This is a genomic window from uncultured Pseudoxanthomonas sp. (genome assembly GCF_947498795.1).
Lineage (GTDB): Bacteria > Pseudomonadota > Gammaproteobacteria > Xanthomonadales > Xanthomonadaceae > Pseudoxanthomonas_A.
Genome location: NZ_CANMLQ010000013.1, coordinates 1 through 19427 on the forward strand (window position 1 = coordinate 1; position 19427 = coordinate 19427).

The following is a 19427-nucleotide window of genomic DNA, read 5'->3' on the forward strand; positions in this document are numbered from 1 at the left end:
TCTTCCTACGCTTCATCTGCAACACTCCCGCTGCCTATGCAGCTATCCGTGTGTTGCGTCGATCATATGAATCCGCGACCCAAAGCGGACATCAACCGCTGCAACCACCACAGCAGACAGAAGGAACGAGAACAATGTCTTCCGGTCCAAGGTGATAGCCGGACCGGGAGAAGGCCAAGAGCAGTTCCGCCGCCAGCGCACTGGTGGCGCAGCGCAGGTTTCCAGTTAGCACGTCGCGGTCGAAAAGTATGGCCGGATCGAGATCCAGAAGTTGGTGCGCCAGCAGGCCAAGGTCGACGGGAATGCTGCCTGAGCGGATGACATATTCCATCGCAGGGCTCCTGGAATGCGTTGCCCGGGCAGGCGACGCATCGGGTGGACTTACTTGGTGACGACCAGCTTGCCCTTCATCAGGGTGGAGTGGCCGGGGAAACTGCAGAAGAAGCTGTAGTCGCCGCCGGCGGTGAGCTTCTTGCCGGGGAATGTGATCTTCGTTTTCTGGCCGCCGCCAATCAGCGAGGTATGCGCGATGACGCGGGCGTCATTGGCCTGCACATAGGCGCCGGCGGCACCAGCCTTCATGCCGTCGCGTGCCACGCCGGCCAGGTCGGCGGTCTTGGACACCACCACGTTGTGGCCCATCGCGGCGACCGGCAGCTTGCCGCTGTGGGTCAGCTCGAGGGTGATGATGGGGCAGCTGGCGGAGACGGTGGCCTCCTTCAGGTCGAACTTCATCGCATCGTCGCCCTTGAGGCTGATGGTGCAGTTGCCGGCGGCCTGCGCGATGCCGGCGGCGATAAGCAGGGCGATGGTGGCGAAGGTACGGGAGAGCTTCATGGTGGAACTCCTTGGGGAATGGGGCATAAGCGGGAGGGGTGTGGGTGCCATGTCATCACGGCCCGGCGAGCAGCGCCTTGATCTGGATCAGGAACTGCGGATCGGCGGCGGCGCCGGTCACCTCGCTGCGCGCCCGGATCCGGCCATCGGCATCCAGCAGCACCAGCACGCTGGTGTGGTTGATGCTGCCGTCCTCGCGGACGCGGTAGCGCACGTCCAGCACGCTGGCGATCGCGCGCACGTCGTTGTCGGCGGGGGTGAGGAACTGCCAGCCATCGGGCACGCGATGGCGCTCCGCCACGTCCTGCATCGCCGCCGGCGTGTCGCGGACGGGATCCAGGCTGACCATGACCATGCCCAACCGCCTGCGCTCGGCCGGCGCCAGCTGCTTCTGCACGCTCTTGGAGTTCTCGATGATCAGCGGGCACATCAGGTGGCAGTGCGTGTAGAACATCGACACCACGCGCGGCTGGCCGCGCAGCGACGACCAGGCGACGAGCTGGCCGCTGGCGTCCTGCGTCGAGGCCGACAGGTGATAGACGGAGTCGCCCGGTAGCGCCTGCGCGCGCGCTGCGCCCGTGACAGCCAATAGAGCGATCAGGAGGAAGGGAATGCATTTCATGGCGTGCTCCTTGCACAGCGGAAACCGATGTTGCCCAGCGTTGCACCGGGCTGCAGGGCCGACAGCAGGACGAAGCGCTTGACCACGCCGTAGTCGCCGGGATCGTTGAAGCTCATGGCGGTGGCGCCGCAGTAGCGCAGCGCTTCGCCGTCCTGCTGGCCGCGGCGGTCGCCATCGCCGAGCAGCGACGCGTAGTCCTCGCTCCACTCCCAATGCGCGCCATGCAGGCCGTGCAGGCCGTAGGCATTGGCCGGCGCATCCGGCGCGGCGTCGATCGCGCGCGGCGTGCCGTCGTTGACCTGGCGCATCCGCCACGCCGCATCGCCGCGTGCATCGCGGCGCGTGGCGTCCGCTGCTGCGGCGTACTCCCATTCGACAAAGCGGGGCAGGCGGGCCTGCTGCGCACGGCAATAGGCATCGGCCGCATACCAGTTCACGTGCACGACGGGCGCGTCGGCATCGACGCCGTCGCCGGGCGCGTCGGCTCCGGCCCAATGGCCGAGATAACCCGGACTGGCGAACACCGCCGGGATGCGGTCGCGCCGCCACTGCGGCTGGTGCTGGAGGAATTCGGCGAAATCGCGGTTGCTGACCGGCCGTGCCATCAGCGAGAACGAGGCTAACCGCACGACGCGCGTGGCCTCTTCGTAACGCACGGACGAACGGAAGTCGCCGCCCTCGACGGGCCGGTACGGGTTTCCTGCGTCCCCGGCGACGGCAGGTGCCGACGCCAGGGCGAACAGGAGAGCGACCGTCGGGGGCAGCGTCCGTGTCATCCGTTCCTCACTTCCCGCCGGCCGGCTTGGCTTCCGGGTAGTCGATGTCGTGCTGCTGGCCCGTGTAGATGTCGGGGTTCTTCGCGCCGTCCACCTTCAGGATGCCCAGCGAGCCCTTGTGGAACGTGCGGAAGATGCTGTGGTCCACCAGCACGAAGTTGCCCGGCACGTCCGCCTTGAATTCGACCATGGCCGAACCGCCGGCCGGTATCAGCGTGGTCTGCACGTTCTCCTGGTACTTGCTTCCGCCTTCGGTGTAGACCTTGTCGAAGATCTCGCCGATCACGTGGAAGCTGGACACCAGGTTGGGGCCACCGTTGCCGACGAACATGCGGATCGTCTCGCCGGCCTTCGCCGTCAGCGCGTTGTCGCCCTGCAGGGCATCGACCGAACCGTTGAACACCACGTAGGTCGGATGCTCGTCGATGGCCTTTTCCAGGCTGAAGGGCTGCTGGCCGGGTTCGCCGTACTCGCCTTCGGTGTAGAAGTCGCCTTGCACCACGTAGAACTCTTTGTCCACCGGCGCCAGGCCTTCTTCCGGTTCCACCAGGATCAGGCCGTACATGCCGTTGGCGATGTGCATGCCGACCGGCGCCATCGCGCAGTGGTAGATGTACAGGCCCGGGTTGAGCGCCTTGAACGAGAACTGCGTTTCCTTGCCCGGCAGGGTGAAGGTGGCTTCGGCGCCGCCGCCCTGGCCGGTGACGGCGTGCAGGTCGATGTTGTGCGACATGTGCGAGTCGTGGCGGTTCTTCAGCTTGAACTCCACCGTGTCGCCTTCGCGCACACGGATGAAGCTGCCCGGCACGGTGCCGCCGAACGTCCAGAAGTTGTAGGTCACGCCGTCGGCCATGCGCATGTCCTTCTCGATCATCTCGAGATCGACGACGACATGGGCGGGCGTCTTGCGCGTGATCGGCGGCGGCACCATCGGCGGGGCCGTCAGGACGGCATGGACGGTTTCGCCGGCGGGCGTGATCTTGCCGCCCTCTCCGCCTGCGAAGACGGGGCCGGCGAACAGCGCCGCAAGGGCGCAGGCGAGCAGGGAGTGATGCAGACGTTTCATGGCGATTCCTTCGGTGGCTCTCGGTGGGTGTGCAGCCATGGTGGAAACGCGACCGAAGCACGACGTTGATTTCGATCAATCCGACGGGGGCGAACGCAGGGATTCGTGCGCGGGCTTGACCAAAGTCAAGCGTCGCCACGCCTGCGACAACGCGTCGCATCTTCGCTCCGGGGTGCGTCGCGAGAATGGCCGCATCACACGAGGAGATGCGTCATGAACCGTCATCTGTTGACTGTCGCCCTGCTGGGTGCACTCGCGAACATGCCGCTGGCGCACGCGGACGACGCGCACGCCGCCATGCATGCAGAAGCGATGACGACGACCACGCTGGACGGCATCGTCGTGGTCGGCGTCGCTCCCGCAATGGCGACCACCTTCATCACCGACCCCAAGCTGCCGCGCCAGCCGGTGCCGGCCAGCGATGGCGCGGACTACCTGAAGACCATTCCCGGCTTCGCTACGTTGCGCAGCGGTGGAACCAATGGCGATCCGGTGCTGCGCGGCATGTTCGGTTCGCGCATCAACCTGATGACCAACGATGGTGCGATGAGCGGCGCCTGCCCGTCGCGCATGGACAATGCATTGTCGTACATCGCACCGGAAACCTACGACCGGCTGGTGGTCACCAAGGGGCCGCAGACGGTGCTGTGGGGCGGCGGCGCGTCCGCCGGTACGGTGCGCTTCGAACGCGAGATCCCGTATTTCGCCGAGCCGGGCGTGCAGGGCTCCGGCAGCGTGCTTGCCGGAAGCGGCAACCGCAACGACCAGGTGCTGGACGTCAGCGCCGGCACGCCGCGTGGTTATGCCCGCGTATCCGCCAACCGCTCCGAGGCCGACGACTACGAGGACGGCAACGGCGACGTGGTGCCGTCGGCGTGGAAGAAGTGGAACGCCGATGCCGCGATCGGCTGGACACCGGATCAGGACACCGTGCTCGAGCTCAGTGCCGGCATCGGCGATGCGGAAGCACGCTATGCCGGCCGCGGCATGGACGGCGCGCAGTTCCGGCGCGACAGCCTGGGCCTGCGCTTCGAGAAGAAGCGCATCGGCGGCGTGCTCGACGCCGTGGTCGCCAATGTCTACCAGAACGACGTGGACCACGTGATGGACAACTACACGCTGCGCGATCCCGATCCGAACGGCAGCATGCCCATGCCGATGGCCAGCAACGTGGCCCACCGCACGCGCGGCGGGCGCGTGGCGACCACCTGGCAGGCGGATCGCTGGGAAATCACCACGGGTATCGACCTGCGTGCGAGCCGGCACAGCCAGCGCAGCGCCTCCGGCCGTGGCGCTTACCGCGCGCTGCCGTGGACGGTGGATGCGAAGTTCCAGACCTGGGGCGTGTTCGCCGAGTCGCACTGGCACATCACCGACACGCATCACCTGATGAGCGGTGTGCGTTTCGATCGTGCGGACGTGGAGGACCTGCGTGTCCGCACTGGCGGCATGATGCCGATGCCGAACCCCACCGCCGGCATGACGCGCGAGGAGACGTTGCCCAGCGCCTTCGTGCGTTACGAATACGACATGGGCGGTCGCTGGGGTGCGTATGCCGGCCTCGGCCACACGCAGCGGATGCCCGACTACTGGGAGCTGTTCTCGCCCACGCGCGGCCCGGCAGGTGCGCCCAACGCGTTCGCCGGCGTGCAGCCCGAGCGCACCACGCAACTCGATGTCGGTGTGCAGTACAAGGGTGCGAAGGTCGATGCCTGGGCATCGCTTTACGCGGGGCGCGTGCAGGACTTCATCCTGTTCGATTACGCCGCCGGCATGATGGGCAGCACGACACGCGCGCACAACATGGATGCGGATATCCGGGGCGGCGAAGCCGGCATCGACTGGCGGCCGGCCGACGGCTGGAAGCTGTCCGGCGCGCTGTCCTACGCCTGGGGCGAGGTGAGCGACACCGGCACGGCACTGCCGCAGATGCCGCCGCTGGAAGCGCGCCTTTCGGTCGCCCGCGAGCAGGGCGCATGGACGTGGGGCGCGCTGTGGCGCGTCGTCGCCGACCAGCAGCGGGTCAGCACCAGCCAGGGCAACATCGTCGGCCGCGATCTGGGCCCGAGCGCCGGCTTCGCAGTGTTCTCGCTCAACGGCGGCTACCGCTTCAACGACCGCGTGCAGGTGACCGCGGGCATCGACAACCTGTTCGACCGCGCCTACAGCGAACACCTCAATCTCGGCGGCAACAGTGCCTTCGGCTATCCGGCCGATCCGGTACGCATCGGCGAGCCGGGCCGAACGGCCTGGATGAAACTCAACCTGCGCTACTGACCGGTGAGCGACGGTCCCGGCGGATCAGCCGGGACCGCTGGCCTGCCAGCCATCGGCCTGCCGCCAGCAGCGCCATTGCGCGTGCAGGCTCACCGCGTAGGCCAGTGCCATCGCGACGCCGGCGACGCGGGCCAGCACCGGTGCCAACGTCGCCGTCACCAGCAGCACGCCCGAGATGGCATGCAGGACGAACGCGCGCTGCTTGCCCGCTTCGTCGAACAGGCTGCCCACGCCGGGCACGCGGATCCCGCGCGGCACGCGCTGGCGCAGCGCGATCCAGGTGAGGAAGCCGGTGATCTCCAGGGCCATGCCCACCACCAGCAGCGGCAATCCGGTGAGCATCAGCGCGCCGACCAGCATCCACGGCCTGTCCGGCCACAGCGCGACCCCGCAGGCGGCGAGCAGGCTGGCGCATCCCGCCTGCCAGAAGCGGCGCAGCACCGGATTGCGTCGATGCCGCGCGGTCGCATGCAGGACGAAGACGGCGATGGCGAACGCGACGAAGGGCGCCGTGGCGACAAGCCACACACCTTGAGGCAACACGCCACCTTGCGCGGCGGCCACCAGGCCGAGCGTCGCCAGCAAGGCCGTCTGCCACAGACGCGATGCGACCACCGGTACGGCGCGCGTGCCCTGCAGCATCGGCAGCGTGACGCTGCCTACCGCGGCAAGCAGTCCGAGCATCCAGCCGATACCTCCGATCGCGGCATGCAGGTCCACGCGCCCGGCAGGTGCGGGCGCCAGCCATCCGGTGCGCGCACCCAGCAGCAGAAGTCCGAGTGCCGCCGTGGCAAGCAGCGCCAGCAGGGCCAGGCCGATCCCATCGCGCACCAAGCGCTCGCCGTTTCCATGCATCACCGCCACCAGTGCGAGCGCCGCGAACAGTGCCAGCGAGCTGCCCAGCAGGATCGCTGCCGGCAGCGCGAAGACGCGGGCCTGTCCACCCAGCGTGGCGAGCAACAGCACGATGCCTGCATTGAAAGCGCCCTGCAGCCAGGGCACGCAACGGACACACGGCCAGCGACTGCCGGCGGCGACCGGCAGGAACTGCACCAGGCTGCCCAGCATCGCGTTGCCCAGCATTCCCAGTACCAGCATGTGAACCACCACCAGCGTTGCGGGCGTCCAGCGCGACAGCAGCACGGGTTCGCCCTGCCAGGCCAGCCACAGGCCGGTGGCAAGACCCCATGCCAACGCCCAATGCAGCAAGCGCATCGGCAGCGCCGGGGACGGCGCCTGCGCGAACGCCAGGCCGCTCATGCCGCGCGTGGTGGGTGCAGCGCGTCCCGGTCCTCGGCATGGCAGATCGCGATGCAGGCGCTCCCCGATGCGGCGGCATACACGTGATAGACGAATCCACCGTCATCGAGGATGGGCAGCAGGGGCAGTGGCGGGCGTGGCGTCAGCGCCACCAGCCGCTCGCCACGCTGCAGCGTGCCGAGGCAGTCGAGGATGCGTTCCATCGGCTCCGGCGCCGGTAGTTGGCGCAGGTCCAGACGCAGCAGCGTCAGCTCGAGTGCCATGCGTCCGTTGCCTCGTCGAGCGGTAGCGATCTGCAGTCGAGCGACACGCCTGCGGCATCCAGTGATTCGCGCACGCAGCAGGCGCAGCTCGCGAATGCGTCGGTCAGCATCGAGGCATCGAAGGAGGCGTCCATGGCGATCATCCCGCCAGCCACAGCAGCCAGCCCCACGGATCGTGCGCCCGCGCGATGCCGTAGACTTGCAGGAAACACAGCAGCGCTGCCACCACCAGCATGGCGCGCGTGGCACGGCCATGCGAGGGTCGGAAGGCGGCGATCCCCAATCCGACGTACGCAAAGACGAGCACGATCTTCGCGAACAGCCAGCCGTTGGCGAACATCCCCGCCGGCAGGATCGTCAGCAGCATCATCGCGCCGGTCAGCAGTACGGTGTCGACGGTGTAACTGGTGTAGCGCACGAGCGCCGCGCGCGGCCAGCGCATGTTGGCGAGCAGGCCGAGCGCACGCAGCGCGAACAGCGTGCCGCTGGTCATCGCCGCGGCCACGTGGACCAGCTTGATGTCGGGGTAGAACACCATCATCGCGCTCATCCCGGCCGCCCGTCCGCGCGCGGACTCAGGTAGATCCCGCCGATGCGGCCCACCCATGGCGCCAGCGCCAGCAGCCAACCCACTGCGGCGGCCGCCTGCCACGCCATCGCATCCGGCGCGAGGTCGGCGACGATGCGCATCACGGCGACGACCTGGATCGCGACGAAGGCGAACCACGCCACCTTCGGCATCACCAGCGGCCTTCCGGAGTGGCCCTGCGTCACCCGCGTGACCATCGCCACCAGCAGGCTGCCGAAGAAGCCGATGAACATCGCATGCATCGGCGCGCGCCCCAGCACGAACTCGTCCGTCGCCAAGAAGGTCACGCTCTGCACCACGTACAGCAGGAAGGTGATCGGCAGCCACGCGGTGCCGATGAACAGCACCGCCAGCAGGCCCGGCATGCGGCCGCGCGGCCACCAGCGATACACCGCCCATGCCGTCAGCACCAGCAGCGGCACGTCGGCCAGCCACAGCCACGCATACGCATGCACCAGTTCCAGGCCGAGGTGCAGCATCAGCAGCGCCCACACTGCGCCCAGCCAGGGCAACGATCGCCACGGCACGTAGCCCGGCACCACGTTGTTGGCGAAGAACGGAAACATGCGGTGCGCCACCGTCACGTACACCGGCAGCAGCAGGCCGAAGCCGCCGAGCTTGATGCTCGCGAACGCCCAGGTGGGCGAGGCGCCCAGCGCGAAGGCGATGAACATCACCAGCCCCAGCCAGCCCAGCAGCAGGCCAGCGAAGCAGGAGCGCGCATGCCAGGTCTTCGCCGTGTCGTCGGCCAGCAGCCGGCCCAGTGTCAGCAGCGCGGCGCTCCAGCCGGCGAGCGCCATCCACAGGCCGACGGTAAGGCCCGCCTGCCACCCGGCGACGCCCAGCAGGATCGCCAGCTGCCCGCCCATCAGGCCAAGCCCGACCGGCACGTAATGCCAGCGCTTCAGGTCGGCCATGCCCATCCAGCGCGGAAACACGGTCAGCAGGAAGCCGAAGATGAAACTCGGCAGTACCAGGTACTGCATCAGGAAGGCATGCAGCCAGCCGGCGTAGATCGGTGTCTCCGGCATCGTCCAGAGGCCCCAGCGCGTGGCCACCAACCACAGCGTCCACCACAGCATCGCCAGCAGCACGTTGCCGGCGCCGACGAAGAACATCAGCCGGTGCGGCGCGTGCGCAAGCCAGGCGGGAGACAGCCCGGGCAACGGCGGCGCGGCGCGGGAACGGGGCGGGGGAACGACGTCGATCTTCATGCGGCCAGCGTGCCCGCCCTGGCTGCCGACCGCCTTGACGTGGGTCAGGCCGGACGCGATCCGGTGGCCCGCGCGGCCTTGATCCGGGTCAAGGCCGCCCGCGCCGCCAGCCCCTACAGTCCTGCCACCCGCGCATGCGCGCCACGTCCGCCACAGGAAGCCCGATGTCCGACCACACTCCATCCCCCACCGAGCAGCGCCAGCAGGCCATGACCGAGGCCCTGCGCGCCTGGGATCCGGAAGCCGAAGTCAGCCTCGAGTCCGGCACCGGCCGCCTGATGGTGATGACCACGCTGCCCACCGAGCGCGTGATCGCCATCCTCAAGGAAGCCGGTGAACATGCCGAAGCCGGGGAAAGCGAACCGCGCGGACACAATGCCGGGCAATGCTGCGGTGGGTGTTCGCACTGATCGGGAGATGATCGGAGGGAGAGGCGAGGCGACGCCCACATCGCCTCGTAAGCCCTCAGCGCTTCCTGCTGATCCAGAGATAGCGAAGGCCGCAGTAGGCAGCCACGACCAAGGCGCCGACGCCCAGCGCCAGGACCAAGTGGGGCAGATAGGGCTTCAGCGCAGGCATCAACGACTCGAGCCACACACCTTTGACGCGGCGATACGCCGGCGCGGTGATCCAGCCATGCTTCGCGTTGAAATACACCAACAACGCCGCCACGCCCACCATCGAAGCGCGGACGCAGCGCCAAGCCAGCCTGTCCAGTTCCTTTTCCTTCAGTGCATTCGTCGTCATGGTGGCGCCCTAGTCGCCGCGACCGTCGAGGGCGACGCGAACCAGGGTGATGCCCGCAAGCAACGCGACCTGGGCGAGCACCCAGACGATCCAACCGGCGCCCGTCCAGAAGACCACGAGCGACACCACCAACGAAAGTGCGGCCCACAGGACGGTGTGGTCACGCGCGCCATTGCGCGCCTCGATCTTCCCCGCATTGAAGTACAGGGACATGCCGACGATGCACAAGGCGACCTGGGCGTAGATGCTCACGCGCGCCCCAACTCCGCGACGAAGGTCGAGCATGGGTTGACGTCGGACATGGTCCCTCCCTAGGCCCTGAAGGCGGATGAATGATGGGACAAGTGTCCAGCCCAGGCCAATGTACGCTCAGCCGGCGGCTGGACTCGTCAGAAGACGCGGACGCACGCAGCGACCAGGAAGAAGAGGGCGGACGCCGCCAGGAACCACCGCCACGCCCCGAGTTCTTCCGGCGTGAAGCCCTTGCCGGGGTTACGGGGGTCGTAACGGATGAGGATGTCTTCGAACGTGGGCGGACTGCGCCACAGCTTGAAGCCGGCGAACTGGACGGCCGCGCGGTCCTCGACACGCTTGCGGTACTCCGTTCCCTCCACCGTCCAGACCAGGACATGGTCGGAGTCGCGATTGACGACCCATTGGCCCCGGCTGAACTCCTCGAACGACGATTGCGGCGGCACTTCCACGACTCGCGCGGGCGCGGAGGGCCACGTCCTCGCCGCTCGCATGCGCAGGAAGTCCAGCGCCGCCCACATGCCGGTCACGCCGCCAGCCGCCAGCAACAGATCAAACATCGTCATTGTTGATTTCCCAGTACCGCGTCACTGCCAGTGCGCACATTTGTTCGCGGGATTGATCACCTTGCCGCGTGGAGCACCGATGAGCGGATCCCACGCTCGCTGCCCCATGAGTATCCGACCATCCACGAGCGAGTAGACGATGGTGTAGGACGGATTGTTCGTCGCGCGAGCCTCGTAACGGCCCACATAGAAAGTGATGGACACGTAAGGCGGCATGACGGTTTCTTCGTGATACCAGGAGCCTTGCGCCTCGATGTGGGTGATGTCCTGAAGCTTGTCGATCAGGCATGGGTTGAGAGACACCCGGAAATGGGGAGATGAAAGAACGACCTGCTGGGTCTTGCGCGGATCGTTGCTGGATCGTTGAACCAGGACTCTGACAGGGCCGTAGCGATCGGGAATATCCGTCAGTGACCCATCCGATCCGATGTGCAGGATGCGATCCTCGTGCGCCAGCACCAGGCCCGGCGACATGAGCAGCAGCGCGGAGATCAGGGCTAAGAACTTAGACATCACCGGCGTTTCCGGGGAACACGTGCCGGCACGTACGCCGCACCTCGACTGATCGCCCACGCTTCCATATGCATCACTCCGATGTGCACGAGACGCGGATGTAACTACGCAAGGTGTGGATCAGGCTGCCGCCCTGTTCGAATCGGATGTTCGCGATACGCCAGGATTCGCCCACCTTCACCAGGACGACCGTATCCGTCCAACGCAGGCTGGGGTCGTAGGCCAGCTGTGCCGAGACAAGCGCAGCGGATGTTCCTCGCGAGACCAGCGAGGTGCCTTCGATCGACTTGGCGCCGTCCGATGAGTAGTAGTACCAAGGGTCGGCATCGATGATCCACGGCTTCACGTCGGGCGGTACAAGCTGGGTGCATGCATCCTGATAGCGATCGGTCGCGGTCAGCAGCGCATCCAGCTCTTTCGACAGCAGGTGCCGGACGTTCCCGAGCATGCGCCCGTCCGCGGCGAACGGCCCATGGATCTCCCGCGTATAGAAGTCCTTGACGACGTCTTGCGGGTTCGCGGCATCTGCGCCTTGGGCGGATGACGCCAGTGCAAGCAGCAGAATGAGCTTCTTCATGTGTCGTTCTTCCGTTCGGATCGGACGCGGCATGCGTTTGGCGGTGAAGGACTCAACGGTCCGGCGTGGGCGAGCGTGCACGGGCAAGCCCCCACAGCGACGGAGCCAGCCAGCCCAGGACGGTGAGGGCAGCGATGACCGCGCCCACCACCCCATTGATGCGGAAGAACTGGAAGAAATACTGCGTCCCCTCGATGAACGTATAAGCGGCCACCAAGGCGCACGCAACCAGACCGCATAGCAGGACGGTCCCACCCACCCGTGTCGAAGCGACGGTACCCATTGCATTGCGGCAGGCGAAAAAGGAGATCGGTGCGAGCGCGAAGGCGCCCGCGCTACCGGCGACCCAGCCGTGTCCGCCGCCCGACAGCAGGACGCCGGCCAGCAGCGTCAGCAGTGCTACCGCCGTCGAGATGACGAGTTCCCTGGACACCCGACCAGCACTCCCCCGGCACCCCTGCCGCCCCACCCGATGTTAAAGGTGAGACACCCCACCCGTCCGGGTAAATGTGAGGACATGGGGCTCCAAGCCCCATCGATCGCGCTCCGAGCGCCATGTGCAAGGCGTGGAGTGCCAACGATGGGGCTCAGCGTGTGAGGTGTCGGGCTCTGGAGGGCGATCGATGGCTCGCCGCGTGCCATCGATGGCACGCGGAGCTCGATGTGCAAGGCGTGGAGCTTCGCGGATCGGGCTCGGAAGGTGAGGTGCTGGCTTTCCGAATCCCATCGATGGCACTCGGCGTGTGATCTGCCGGGCTCAATGTGAGAAAGATCGGGCTCAGAGAGCCATCGATGGCATGGCGGTGCCTTGCGCATGACATTCCGAGCCCCGTCTGCAAGGCGCCGAGCCTCGTCGTCGAGCGGGCGCCGCCGATGCGCAAACAAAAGAGAGCCGCTTGCGCGGCTCTCGGGCTGCAACCTGCAGCAGGTGGCCCGGCCTCCCCACCCGGAGAGGCCGGTTCCAGGGTCAGGCTTCGCTGGGGTGTGCGACCGGCAGTGGCTCGCGGCGCGGGGCCAGCCACAGGCTGGCCACGAACCACACCAGCGCCAGCGCGCCCACGCTGAAGAGCGTGTCGGCCGGCACGCGCATCCACACCAGCATGTCCACGAGCGGCTGCTGCATGAACTCGGCCGAGCGCGCGAACCAGTAACCGTGCTCCAGCGCCGCGTTGAGCTGCAGGATGCCCAGCGGCAGCAGGGTCAGCAGCGACATGCCGGCCAGGCCGATGTTGAGCGACCAGAACGCGGTCTTCAGCAGCTTCTCGTTCCACACCACGTCCGGCTTCAGCCCGCGCAGGCAGAACAGCATCAGGCCGATGCCAAGCATGCCGTACACGCCGAACAGCGCGGTGTGGCCATGGTTCGGCGTCAGGTTCAGGCCCTGCATGTAGTACAGCGGCAGCGGCGGGTTGATCAGGAAGCCGAACAGGCCCGCGCCCACCAGGTTCCAGAACGACACCGCGATGAAGAACTGGATCGGCCAGCGGTAGCGCTGCATCCACGGCGTGGCCTTGCCCATCTTCCAGCTGTGGTACGCCTCGAAGCCCACGTAGGCCAGCGGCACCACTTCCAGCGCGGAGAAGCTCGCGCCCAACGCGATCACCGCCGTCGGCGTGCCGGTGAAGTACAAGTGGTGCAGCGTGCCCAGCACGCCACCGGCCATGAACACGATGGTGGCGAATAGCACCGCGATGGTCGCGGTCTTGGTCTGCAGCAGGCCCAGGCGGGTGAACAGGAAGGCGATCACCGCCACCGCGAACACCTCGAAGAAGCCTTCCACCCACAGGTGCACCACCCACCAGCGCCAGTACTCGACCATCGACAGGTGCGTGTGCTCGCCCCACATCAGGCCGGCCGCGTAGAACAGGCCGATCGCCACCGTGGACAGGAACAGCAGGCTGACGATGCTGCGTGATTCGCCGCCGTTGCGGATGGCCGGCCACAGCGCTCGGCCCACCAGCACCAGCCACAGGGTCAGGCCGATGAAGAGGAACCACTGCCAGAAGCGGCCCAGGTCGACATATTCCCAGCCCTGGTGGCCGAACCAGAAGTTGTGCTCCAGGCCGAGCTTCTGCATCACCGCGAACCACTGGCCGGTGAACGCACCGACCACGATGATGATCAGGCAGGTCCAGAGGAAATTGACGCCGAGGCGCTGGAACTTCGGCTCATGTCCGGAGATCGCCGGGCCGATGTACAGGCCCATGCCCAGCCAAGCGGTGGCGATCCACAGCACCGCGAGCTGCGTGTGCCAGGTGCGCGTCAGCGAGTAGGGCAGGATGTCGGCCAGCGCGAAGCCGTAGGCCTCCTGGCCTTCGACCTGGTAGTGCGCGGTGATCGCGCCCAGCAGGATCTGCACCACGAACAGCGCGATGACCACCCAGAAATACTTCGCGGTGGCGCGCATCGATGGCGTGACCTTGATCTTCGCCAACGGGTCGCTCTTGGGCAGCACGGGGGCCATTTCGTCGCCGTGGTTGACCGCGTAGTGCCAGCCCAGCAGGCCGACGCCGGCGATCAGGAACAACACGCTGAAGACCGTCCACAGGAACGCACTCGGTGGCGGCGTGTTGCCGACCAGCTCGTCCGCCGGCCAGTTGGCCGTGTAGCTGATCTCCGCACCCGGACGCTCGGTCACCGACGACCACGCCGCCCACCAGTAGAACGCGGTCAGCTGGCGACGGTGTTCGGCGTTGGGCACGGTATCGTTGCGCATGGCATAGGCCTCGCGCAGGTCGCCGGTGGCCGGATCGGCGGAGAACAGGCTTTGGTAATGCGCCCCGACCACGCCGATCGCGTCCGCGCGATCGTTCGACAGGGTGATCGTGCCGCTCGCGGCGTCGTAGGTGTTGGGCCGCATCAGCGCCTGCACGCGCGTGGCGTAGGCGGCCTGGATGGGCGCGTCGAGCTGCTTGTAGCCCTCCACGCCGGCTTCCCGCTTGGCCCATCCGTCCAGGACGGCCTCGGCTTCGCGGTGCAGCCAGTCCGCGCCCCAGTCGGGCGCCACGTAGCCCCCATGGCCCCAGATGGAGCCCAGCTGCTGGCCACCGATGGACTGCCAGACCTGGCGGCCGGTCTCGATGTCCTGGCGGGTGAAGATCACCCGGCCGTCCTCCGCCACGACCCGTTCGGGTACCGGCGGCGCCTGGCGATGCACTTCGCTGCCGACCCAAAGCAGGACGGCGAACGACGCAATGAGCAGGGCCGCCAACCCCACCCACAACTTGCGTGTCGAATTCATGATGCGGCTCTCCTCGGGAAACGGCCGCATCATCGGCGCGCCGGCCCGGGGGCTCCATGACGCAGGTCAAGCCGGGATGGAATCGCAATAGGTGCTTTCTGTAGGAGCGACGTAAGTCGCGACCGCCCGGCCCGGCTACCGATCCGCATTACGAAGGCCGGAAGGTCTCCGGTCGCGACTTACGTCGCTCCTACAGAGAGGGCATGACCTCAATCCCGCAGCACGGCCAGCGCGAGGGCTTCCAGGCGGGGCAGGTCGAGGATCTCGACGTCGCGCTGCTTGATGTGCAGCAGGCCGTCCTGTTCGAAGCGGCGCAGCACGCGGCTGACCGTCTCGGGTGCCTGGCGCAGGTAGTTGGCGATGTCGGTGCGCGCCATCGTCAGCTGGAACCGGCGCGGCGAAAAGCCGCGTGCGGCCAACCGGCGCGAAAGGCCGATCAGGAACGCAGCCATGCGCTCGTCGGCGGTGTTGTCGCGCGCGAACAGCGAGGCCACGCCGATATCGCGGCTCATCAGCTTGAACAGGTGCGCCTGCAGGTTGGGCAGGCGCGCGGCCAGCATCGCGATCTTCGGGAACGAAAAGCGGCACAGCATCACCGTGTCCAGCGCGATCGCGTTGCACGGGTAGCGGTCGCCGTGGATGGCGTTGAGGCCGATTACTTCGCCCGGCAGGTGGAAGCCGAGCACCTGCTCGTGCCCATTGCGGTCGATCTGGTAGGTCTTCACCGTGCCGGCGCGTACCGCAGCGATCGCGCCGAAGGGGTCGCCTTCGCGGAACACGTGTTCGCCGGCACGCAGCGGGCCGACGTGTTCGACCAGCACGTGCAGGTCCATCAGGGCGCGCTTGTCCATGCCTTCGGACAGGCAGGCCTGCGAGAACGCGCAGGTGGAGCAGAAGGTCAGCGAATCGCCGTCGTCGGCGACGATGCTCGCGTCGGTGCGCGGGAAGACCAGCGGCGAGGTCATGCGGACACTCCCGGGAAGGTCAGACCGTGCGCGAGAAGCGAGGCGTCGAGGCTGCAGTGGTGGGCAGGTAGCGGTCGAAGCACATGGCGATGATACGCAACAGCATGCGCCCGCGCGAGGTCGCACGCAGGCCGTCGCCGCGCAGCTCCACCAGGCCGTCGTCCTGCAACGGACGCAGGCGTTTCAGTGCATCGGCGAAATACGTCGTGAAGTCGATCACGTGCCGACGGCCGAGGTCGCGGTAGTCCAGCGTGCCGTGGCACATCAGCTGCTGGATGACATCGGCGCGGATCACGTCGTCTTCTTCCAGCCGCATGCCGCGCCAGACGGGCAGGTGGCCCTGGTCGATGGCCTGTTCCCAACTGCCGAGATCGCGCGGGTTCTGGCTGAAACTCGGGCCGATGTGGCTGATGGCGCTGACGCCCAGGCCGACCAGGTCGCTCTCGGCGTGCGTGGTGTAACCCATGAAGTTGCGGTGCAGGCCGCCGCGCCGCTGCGCTTCGGCCAGGCTGTCGCCGGGCAGGGCGAAATGGTCCATGCCGATGTAGACGTAGCCGGCCTCGCCGAGCTTGTCGATCGCGCATTGCAGCAGGCCGAGTTTCACCTCGGGCGACGGCAGCTCGTCGGCGTTGATGCGCTGCTGTGGGCGGAACATCGCGGGCAGGTGCGCGTAGCTGTAGATCGCTAGGCGGTCCGGCCGCGCCTGCAGGGTGATGTCGAGCGTGCGCGAGAAGCCAGCCAGGCTCTGCTTCGGCAACCCATAGATCAGGTCCACGTTGACCGACTGCAGGCCGTGCGTGCGGCAGGCGTCGATGATCGCCAGCGTCTGTTCGACGCTCTGGATGCGATTGACCGCGCGCTGCACCTCGGGATCGAAATCCTGCACGCCAAGGCTGGCGCGGTTGAAGCCGGCCGCGGCGAGCTCACCCACGTCGCGCGGGGAGATGAAGCGCGGATCGAGCTCGATCGAGCAGTCCAGCCGCGACGGTGCGGCGAACGAGAAATGCCGGCGCAACACATCCATCGCCTCGGCGATCTGCGAGGGCGTCAGGAAGTTGGGCGTGCCACCGCCGAAGTGCACCTGCTCCACGTCGCGGTCGCGGTCGAACAGCGAAGACACCATCGCCACTTCGCGATACAGGCGGGTCAGGTAGGCGGCGCCGCGCGCGGTGTCGCGGGTGATGATCCGGTTGCAACCGCAGTAGAAGCACGGGCTGGTGCAGAACGGGATGTGCAGGTAGAGCGACAGCGGGCGCGGGATGGGGTCGCCATTGCTGATCGCCGCCATGCCGCGCAGGTCGCCTTCGTCGAAGCCGGGCGAGAACTGCGGGGCGGTGGGGTAGGAGGTGTAACGCGGCCCCGGCGTGTCGTAACGCCGCAGCAGCTCGGGGTCGAAGAGGGAGGACAGGCTGGCCATGCGTGCAGGCTAGGCCCGCGTGGCGGGGTTGTCCTTGACATGGGTCAACCGCCTGCGGCGCGCCGTCGCAGCCTTCAGCGGCGTGAAGGCGCATCCGCTCGCCATGATTGGCAAGCGCACAGGGCCGCACTAGGCTGGTGCCCGCCGTGAGGCCAGGGACGAGGAGGCAGGTTGATCGGGTACCACGACGCGGTGGCACGACTGACGGACGGCGCGACCTTGCGCGGCACGCAGACGCTTGCGCCGGGCGACGCGCTCGGCCGGGTGCTGGCTGTGGCGATCGTCAGCAACCTCGCACTGCCGCCCTTCGACAATGCTGCAGTGGACGGCGTGGCGCTCGCGACCGGCGGCATGCCGGTGCCGGATGCACGGGCATGGGAGATCGGCGCGCGCATCGGCGCCGGCGAGCCTGCGCCGCAGGATGACGCGTTGGCGTGGGAGATCATGACCGGCGCCCCGTTGCCGGCGCGCGCCGATACGGTCGTTCCCGTGGAACGGATCGAGGCGTTGCCTGCGTCGGCCTCGGGCGCATCGCGGATACGCGTGCTGGGCGACGTGGCGGCTGGCGCGAACATCCGTCGCCGCGGCGAAGATGTGATGCCGGGGCAGGCCGTGTTGCCGGCCGGACACGTGCTCGATGCTGCCTCACTGATGCTGATCGCCGGCTTGGGCATCGACCGGATCCCGGTGGCGCGGCGTCCACGCGTGGCGGTGCTGGCGACGGGCCGCGAGATCGTCGCGGCGGGCGAACGGCTGCCACCGGGCGGCATCCATGATGCGACCTCACCCTATCTCTCGCTCGCCATCGCCGGCGCCGGCGCCGAGGTGCAGCGCATCGTGCGCGTGGGCGATGACGTGGCCGCGTTCCAGGCCGCGCTCGATGGCGCGCTTGCCGAGGGCGTCGACCTGGTGCTCAGCACGGGCGCGGTGTCGAAGGGCTGCTACGACTTCGTGCCCGCCGCACTCGGCGCGCGGGGTGCCGGGATCCTGTTCCACGGCGTGGCGATCCGACCGGGCAAGCCCGTGCTCGCCGCGCGCCTGCGCGAAGGGCCGCTGTTCGTCGGCCTGCCGGGCAATCCGCTGTCGACGGCGGTGGGCTTCCGCTTCCTGGTCGAGCCGCTGCTGCGCGCCTGGCTGGGCTTGCCGCCGGAAACGAGCCGCTGGTTGCCCCTCGCCGACGACTGCCGCTCGCGTACCGGGTTGCACGCCGCGTTGCACGGCACGCTGCAGTGCGACGGTGACGGTCGACTGCGCGTGCACGTGGCACCGGCGCAGGCCTCGTTCCGCCTGCTGCCGTTCTCGCAGGCAAGCGCATGGATCACGTTGCCGGCCGATGTCGGCGACGTGGTCGCAGGCACGTCGGTGCAGGTGCATGGGCTGAGCCATCTGCGGCCCCCCGCGTGGATGCCGGCGTGAGCCACGCATCGCCGCTCTGGCGCGCGGTGCTGCTCGCGGGCGGGCGCTCCTCGCGCATGGGCAAGGACAAGGCCTTGCTGCCCTGGGGCGACGGCACGTTGCTGACGCACATGCGCGCGTTGTTGCTCACCGCAGGTGCCGACGAAGTGCTCGTCAGCGGCAATCACCCGGACATCGGCGGCGTGCCCGACGCGACGCCCGAAACCGGGCCGATGGGCGCGCTGGCGCAACTCGCCCCGCGCCTGCACGACGGCGCATGGATCGTGGTGCCCGTGGACATGCCGCTGCTGTCCGCGGACCTGCTGCACGCCTTGCTCGCCGCCGGGGCCGCTTGCGCCTGCGTGGAAGGGCATGCCTTGCCGATGCGGCTGCGGATGGACGACCGCCTGCGTGCCGTGATGGAAGACATCGGCCAGCGGTCCGGCCGCGAGCGTTCGTTGCGCGCGCTGCAGCACTGCGTGGAAACGCAGGTATTGCCGGCGGCCCCCTGGGCGCAGGCGCTGCGCAACTGCAATACCCCGGAAGACTGGAGCGCGCTCCCGCATCCGGCGCCCTGAGTTTCCTTTGCCGACAGCAGGCGCCGGGGCGGTCATGGGGATGTGATAGCCTGCGGCCGCAGCATCGTCGCACTCAGTACCCAACCGCAAGGTAGGCATCATGGAGCAGAGCGAAGGAACAGCCGTTGCGAGCAAAAAACAGGAGCGCACCGCGTTCCTGTTGCTGACGGCGGTCATCTTTCCGCTGGCGGCCGTGTTGATCGTCGCCGGCTACGGCTTCCTGGTATGGATGTGGCAGCTGCTGTTCTCTGGGCCGCCGACCGGGCCGTGAG

General features: G+C 67.8%; 24 protein-coding genes. 5 read left to right on the forward strand and 19 right to left on the reverse strand.

The features are described from left to right. Positions 1-91: 91 nt before the first annotated feature. Genes Q0907_RS18100 through nirK form a run of 5 tightly spaced genes read right to left on the reverse strand, consistent with a single transcriptional unit; the run spans position 92 to position 3301 of the window. Positions 92-331: a hypothetical protein gene (locus tag Q0907_RS18100; protein WP_299347326.1), complete on the reverse strand. Its 240-nt coding sequence runs from the start codon at positions 329-331 to the stop codon at positions 92-94. 50 nt (positions 332-381) lie between these two features. Continuing rightward, positions 382-837: an azurin gene (gene azu / locus Q0907_RS18105; protein ID WP_299347328.1), complete on the reverse strand. Its 456-nt coding sequence runs from the start codon at positions 835-837 to the stop codon at positions 382-384. Between the two features lie 55 nt (positions 838-892). Then, entirely contained in the window at positions 893-1459 is a 567-nt protein-coding gene (locus Q0907_RS18110) for an SCO family protein (RefSeq protein ID WP_299347330.1), read from the reverse strand. After that, a complete protein-coding gene (locus Q0907_RS18115; protein ID WP_299347331.1) occupies positions 1456-2235 on the reverse strand; it encodes a formylglycine-generating enzyme family protein in 780 nt (259 codons plus the stop codon). The genes Q0907_RS18110 and Q0907_RS18115 overlap by 4 nt, the downstream gene beginning before the upstream one ends. A gap of 7 nt (positions 2236-2242) precedes the next feature. Beyond that, positions 2243-3301 (reverse strand): copper-containing nitrite reductase, encoded by a 1059-nt coding sequence (nirK, locus tag Q0907_RS18120; RefSeq protein ID WP_299347332.1) that lies wholly within the window; start codon positions 3299-3301, stop codon positions 2243-2245. 312 nt (positions 3302-3613) lie between these two features. On the opposite strand from nirK, the gene Q0907_RS18125 reads away from it, so the two are divergent. Continuing rightward, complete coding sequence (locus Q0907_RS18125; RefSeq protein WP_343229829.1) at positions 3614-5578, forward strand: TonB-dependent copper receptor; 1965 nt, start codon at positions 3614-3616, stop codon at positions 5576-5578. Between the two features lie 24 nt (positions 5579-5602). Here the strand turns inward: Q0907_RS18125 and Q0907_RS18130 are convergent, their stop codons facing one another. From Q0907_RS18130 to Q0907_RS18150, 5 genes are read right to left on the reverse strand one after another with little or no spacing between them, the layout of a single operon-like run. Next, positions 5603-6838: a hypothetical protein gene (locus Q0907_RS18130; RefSeq protein WP_299347334.1), complete on the reverse strand. Its 1236-nt coding sequence runs from the start codon at positions 6836-6838 to the stop codon at positions 5603-5605. Then, on the reverse strand, positions 6835-7101 hold the full coding sequence (locus Q0907_RS18135) for a DUF2249 domain-containing protein (protein ID WP_299347335.1): 267 nt from the start codon (positions 7099-7101) through the stop codon (positions 6835-6837). Before Q0907_RS18135 ends, Q0907_RS18130 begins: the two co-directional genes overlap by 4 nt. Beyond that, positions 7086-7235: a hypothetical protein gene (locus Q0907_RS18140; RefSeq protein WP_299347336.1), complete on the reverse strand. Its 150-nt coding sequence runs from the start codon at positions 7233-7235 to the stop codon at positions 7086-7088. The genes Q0907_RS18135 and Q0907_RS18140 overlap by 16 nt, the downstream gene beginning before the upstream one ends. 5 nt (positions 7236-7240) lie before the next feature. After that, complete coding sequence (locus Q0907_RS18145; protein WP_343229828.1) at positions 7241-7651, reverse strand: SirB2 family protein; 411 nt, start codon at positions 7649-7651, stop codon at positions 7241-7243. Continuing rightward, complete coding sequence (locus Q0907_RS18150; RefSeq protein WP_299347337.1) at positions 7648-8904, reverse strand: NnrS family protein; 1257 nt, start codon at positions 8902-8904, stop codon at positions 7648-7650. The genes Q0907_RS18145 and Q0907_RS18150 overlap by 4 nt, the downstream gene beginning before the upstream one ends. A gap of 164 nt (positions 8905-9068) precedes the next feature. Between Q0907_RS18150 and Q0907_RS18155 the strand changes: the two genes are divergently transcribed. Further along, entirely contained in the window at positions 9069-9314 is a 246-nt protein-coding gene (locus tag Q0907_RS18155) for a hypothetical protein (RefSeq protein WP_299347339.1), read from the forward strand. A gap of 55 nt (positions 9315-9369) precedes the next feature. Here the strand turns inward: Q0907_RS18155 and Q0907_RS18160 are convergent, their stop codons facing one another. The 9 genes from Q0907_RS18160 to hemN form a co-directional block, all read right to left on the reverse strand. Further along, positions 9370-9651 carry a hypothetical protein gene (locus tag Q0907_RS18160; RefSeq protein WP_299347341.1) on the reverse strand — a complete coding sequence of 94 codons (282 nt, stop codon included), beginning with the start codon at positions 9649-9651 and terminating at the stop codon, positions 9370-9372. Between the two features lie 9 nt (positions 9652-9660). After that, positions 9661-9903 carry a hypothetical protein gene (locus tag Q0907_RS18165; protein WP_299347342.1) on the reverse strand — a complete coding sequence of 81 codons (243 nt, stop codon included), beginning with the start codon at positions 9901-9903 and terminating at the stop codon, positions 9661-9663. 137 nt (positions 9904-10040) lie between these two features. Continuing rightward, positions 10041-10469, reverse strand: coding sequence for a DUF3592 domain-containing protein (locus Q0907_RS18170; protein ID WP_299347343.1), 429 nt, complete (start codon positions 10467-10469; stop codon positions 10041-10043). Positions 10470-10490: 21 nt separating this feature from the next. Then, complete coding sequence (locus Q0907_RS18175; RefSeq protein ID WP_299347344.1) at positions 10491-10982, reverse strand: hypothetical protein; 492 nt, start codon at positions 10980-10982, stop codon at positions 10491-10493. A 73-nt stretch (positions 10983-11055) separates the two neighbouring features. Continuing rightward, positions 11056-11559, reverse strand: coding sequence for a DUF3828 domain-containing protein (locus tag Q0907_RS18180; RefSeq protein ID WP_299347346.1), 504 nt, complete (start codon positions 11557-11559; stop codon positions 11056-11058). A 52-nt stretch (positions 11560-11611) separates the two neighbouring features. Next, entirely contained in the window at positions 11612-11992 is a 381-nt protein-coding gene (locus tag Q0907_RS18185) for a hypothetical protein (RefSeq protein WP_299347348.1), read from the reverse strand. Between the two features lie 534 nt (positions 11993-12526). Next, the gene (locus Q0907_RS18190; protein WP_299347349.1) at positions 12527-14800 is read right to left on the reverse strand and encodes a nitric-oxide reductase large subunit; all 2274 of its coding nucleotides are present in this window, start codon (positions 14798-14800) and stop codon (positions 12527-12529) included. A gap of 209 nt (positions 14801-15009) precedes the next feature. Further along, positions 15010-15765 (reverse strand): helix-turn-helix domain-containing protein, encoded by a 756-nt coding sequence (locus Q0907_RS18195; protein WP_093488838.1) that lies wholly within the window; start codon positions 15763-15765, stop codon positions 15010-15012. A gap of 19 nt (positions 15766-15784) precedes the next feature. Next, positions 15785-17182 carry an oxygen-independent coproporphyrinogen III oxidase gene (gene hemN, locus Q0907_RS18200; protein WP_299347351.1) on the reverse strand — a complete coding sequence of 466 codons (1398 nt, stop codon included), beginning with the start codon at positions 17180-17182 and terminating at the stop codon, positions 15785-15787. 192 nt (positions 17183-17374) lie between these two features. On the opposite strand from hemN, the gene Q0907_RS18205 reads away from it, so the two are divergent. The 3 genes from Q0907_RS18205 (at position 17375) to Q0907_RS18215 (ending at position 19426) form a co-directional block, all read left to right on the forward strand. Further along, the gene (locus tag Q0907_RS18205; RefSeq protein ID WP_299347352.1) at positions 17375-18598 is read left to right on the forward strand and encodes a molybdopterin molybdotransferase MoeA; all 1224 of its coding nucleotides are present in this window, start codon (positions 17375-17377) and stop codon (positions 18596-18598) included. Further along, positions 18595-19155, forward strand: a complete 561-nt coding sequence (locus tag Q0907_RS18210) for an NTP transferase domain-containing protein (protein WP_299347353.1) — start codon at positions 18595-18597, stop codon at positions 19153-19155. The genes Q0907_RS18205 and Q0907_RS18210 overlap by 4 nt, the downstream gene beginning before the upstream one ends. Before the next feature lie 100 nt (positions 19156-19255). After that, the gene (locus tag Q0907_RS18215) at positions 19256-19426 is read left to right on the forward strand and encodes a periplasmic nitrate reductase, NapE protein (protein WP_093488832.1); all 171 of its coding nucleotides are present in this window, start codon (positions 19256-19258) and stop codon (positions 19424-19426) included. The last annotated feature ends 1 nt before the right edge of the window (position 19427 follow it).

Excerpts from the sequence above, each read along its gene's own strand:
- Q0907_RS18100 (WP_299347326.1), bottom strand. The coding sequence starts at position 331 with ATGGAATATGTCATCCGCTCAGGCAGCATTCCCGTCGACCTTGGCCTG.
- azu (WP_299347328.1), bottom strand. The coding sequence starts at position 837 with ATGAAGCTCTCCCGTACCTTCGCCACCATCGCCCTGCTTATCGCCGCC.
- Q0907_RS18110 (WP_299347330.1), bottom strand. The coding sequence starts at position 1,459 with ATGAAATGCATTCCCTTCCTCCTGATCGCTCTATTGGCTGTCACGGGC.
- Q0907_RS18115 (WP_299347331.1), bottom strand. The coding sequence starts at position 2,235 with ATGACACGGACGCTGCCCCCGACGGTCGCTCTCCTGTTCGCCCTGGCG.
- nirK (WP_299347332.1), bottom strand. The coding sequence starts at position 3,301 with ATGAAACGTCTGCATCACTCCCTGCTCGCCTGCGCCCTTGCGGCGCTG.
- Q0907_RS18125 (WP_343229829.1), top strand. The coding sequence starts at position 3,614 with ATGACGACGACCACGCTGGACGGCATCGTCGTGGTCGGCGTCGCTCCC.
- Q0907_RS18130 (WP_299347334.1), bottom strand. The coding sequence starts at position 6,838 with ATGAGCGGCCTGGCGTTCGCGCAGGCGCCGTCCCCGGCGCTGCCGATG.
- Q0907_RS18135 (WP_299347335.1), bottom strand. The coding sequence starts at position 7,101 with ATGGCACTCGAGCTGACGCTGCTGCGTCTGGACCTGCGCCAACTACCG.
- Q0907_RS18140 (WP_299347336.1), bottom strand. The coding sequence starts at position 7,235 with ATGGACGCCTCCTTCGATGCCTCGATGCTGACCGACGCATTCGCGAGC.
- Q0907_RS18145 (WP_343229828.1), bottom strand. The coding sequence starts at position 7,651 with ATGAGCGCGATGATGGTGTTCTACCCCGACATCAAGCTGGTCCACGTG.
- Q0907_RS18150 (WP_299347337.1), bottom strand. The coding sequence starts at position 8,904 with ATGAAGATCGACGTCGTTCCCCCGCCCCGTTCCCGCGCCGCGCCGCCG.
- Q0907_RS18155 (WP_299347339.1), top strand. The coding sequence starts at position 9,069 with ATGTCCGACCACACTCCATCCCCCACCGAGCAGCGCCAGCAGGCCATG.
- Q0907_RS18160 (WP_299347341.1), bottom strand. The coding sequence starts at position 9,651 with ATGACGACGAATGCACTGAAGGAAAAGGAACTGGACAGGCTGGCTTGG.
- Q0907_RS18170 (WP_299347343.1), bottom strand. The coding sequence starts at position 10,469 with ATGACGATGTTTGATCTGTTGCTGGCGGCTGGCGGCGTGACCGGCATG.
- Q0907_RS18175 (WP_299347344.1), bottom strand. The coding sequence starts at position 10,982 with ATGTCTAAGTTCTTAGCCCTGATCTCCGCGCTGCTGCTCATGTCGCCG.
- Q0907_RS18180 (WP_299347346.1), bottom strand. The coding sequence starts at position 11,559 with ATGAAGAAGCTCATTCTGCTGCTTGCACTGGCGTCATCCGCCCAAGGC.
- Q0907_RS18190 (WP_299347349.1), bottom strand. The coding sequence starts at position 14,800 with ATGAATTCGACACGCAAGTTGTGGGTGGGGTTGGCGGCCCTGCTCATT.
- Q0907_RS18195 (WP_093488838.1), bottom strand. The coding sequence starts at position 15,765 with ATGACCTCGCCGCTGGTCTTCCCGCGCACCGACGCGAGCATCGTCGCC.
- hemN (WP_299347351.1), bottom strand. The coding sequence starts at position 17,182 with ATGGCCAGCCTGTCCTCCCTCTTCGACCCCGAGCTGCTGCGGCGTTAC.
- Q0907_RS18215 (WP_093488832.1), top strand. The coding sequence starts at position 19,256 with ATGGAGCAGAGCGAAGGAACAGCCGTTGCGAGCAAAAAACAGGAGCGC.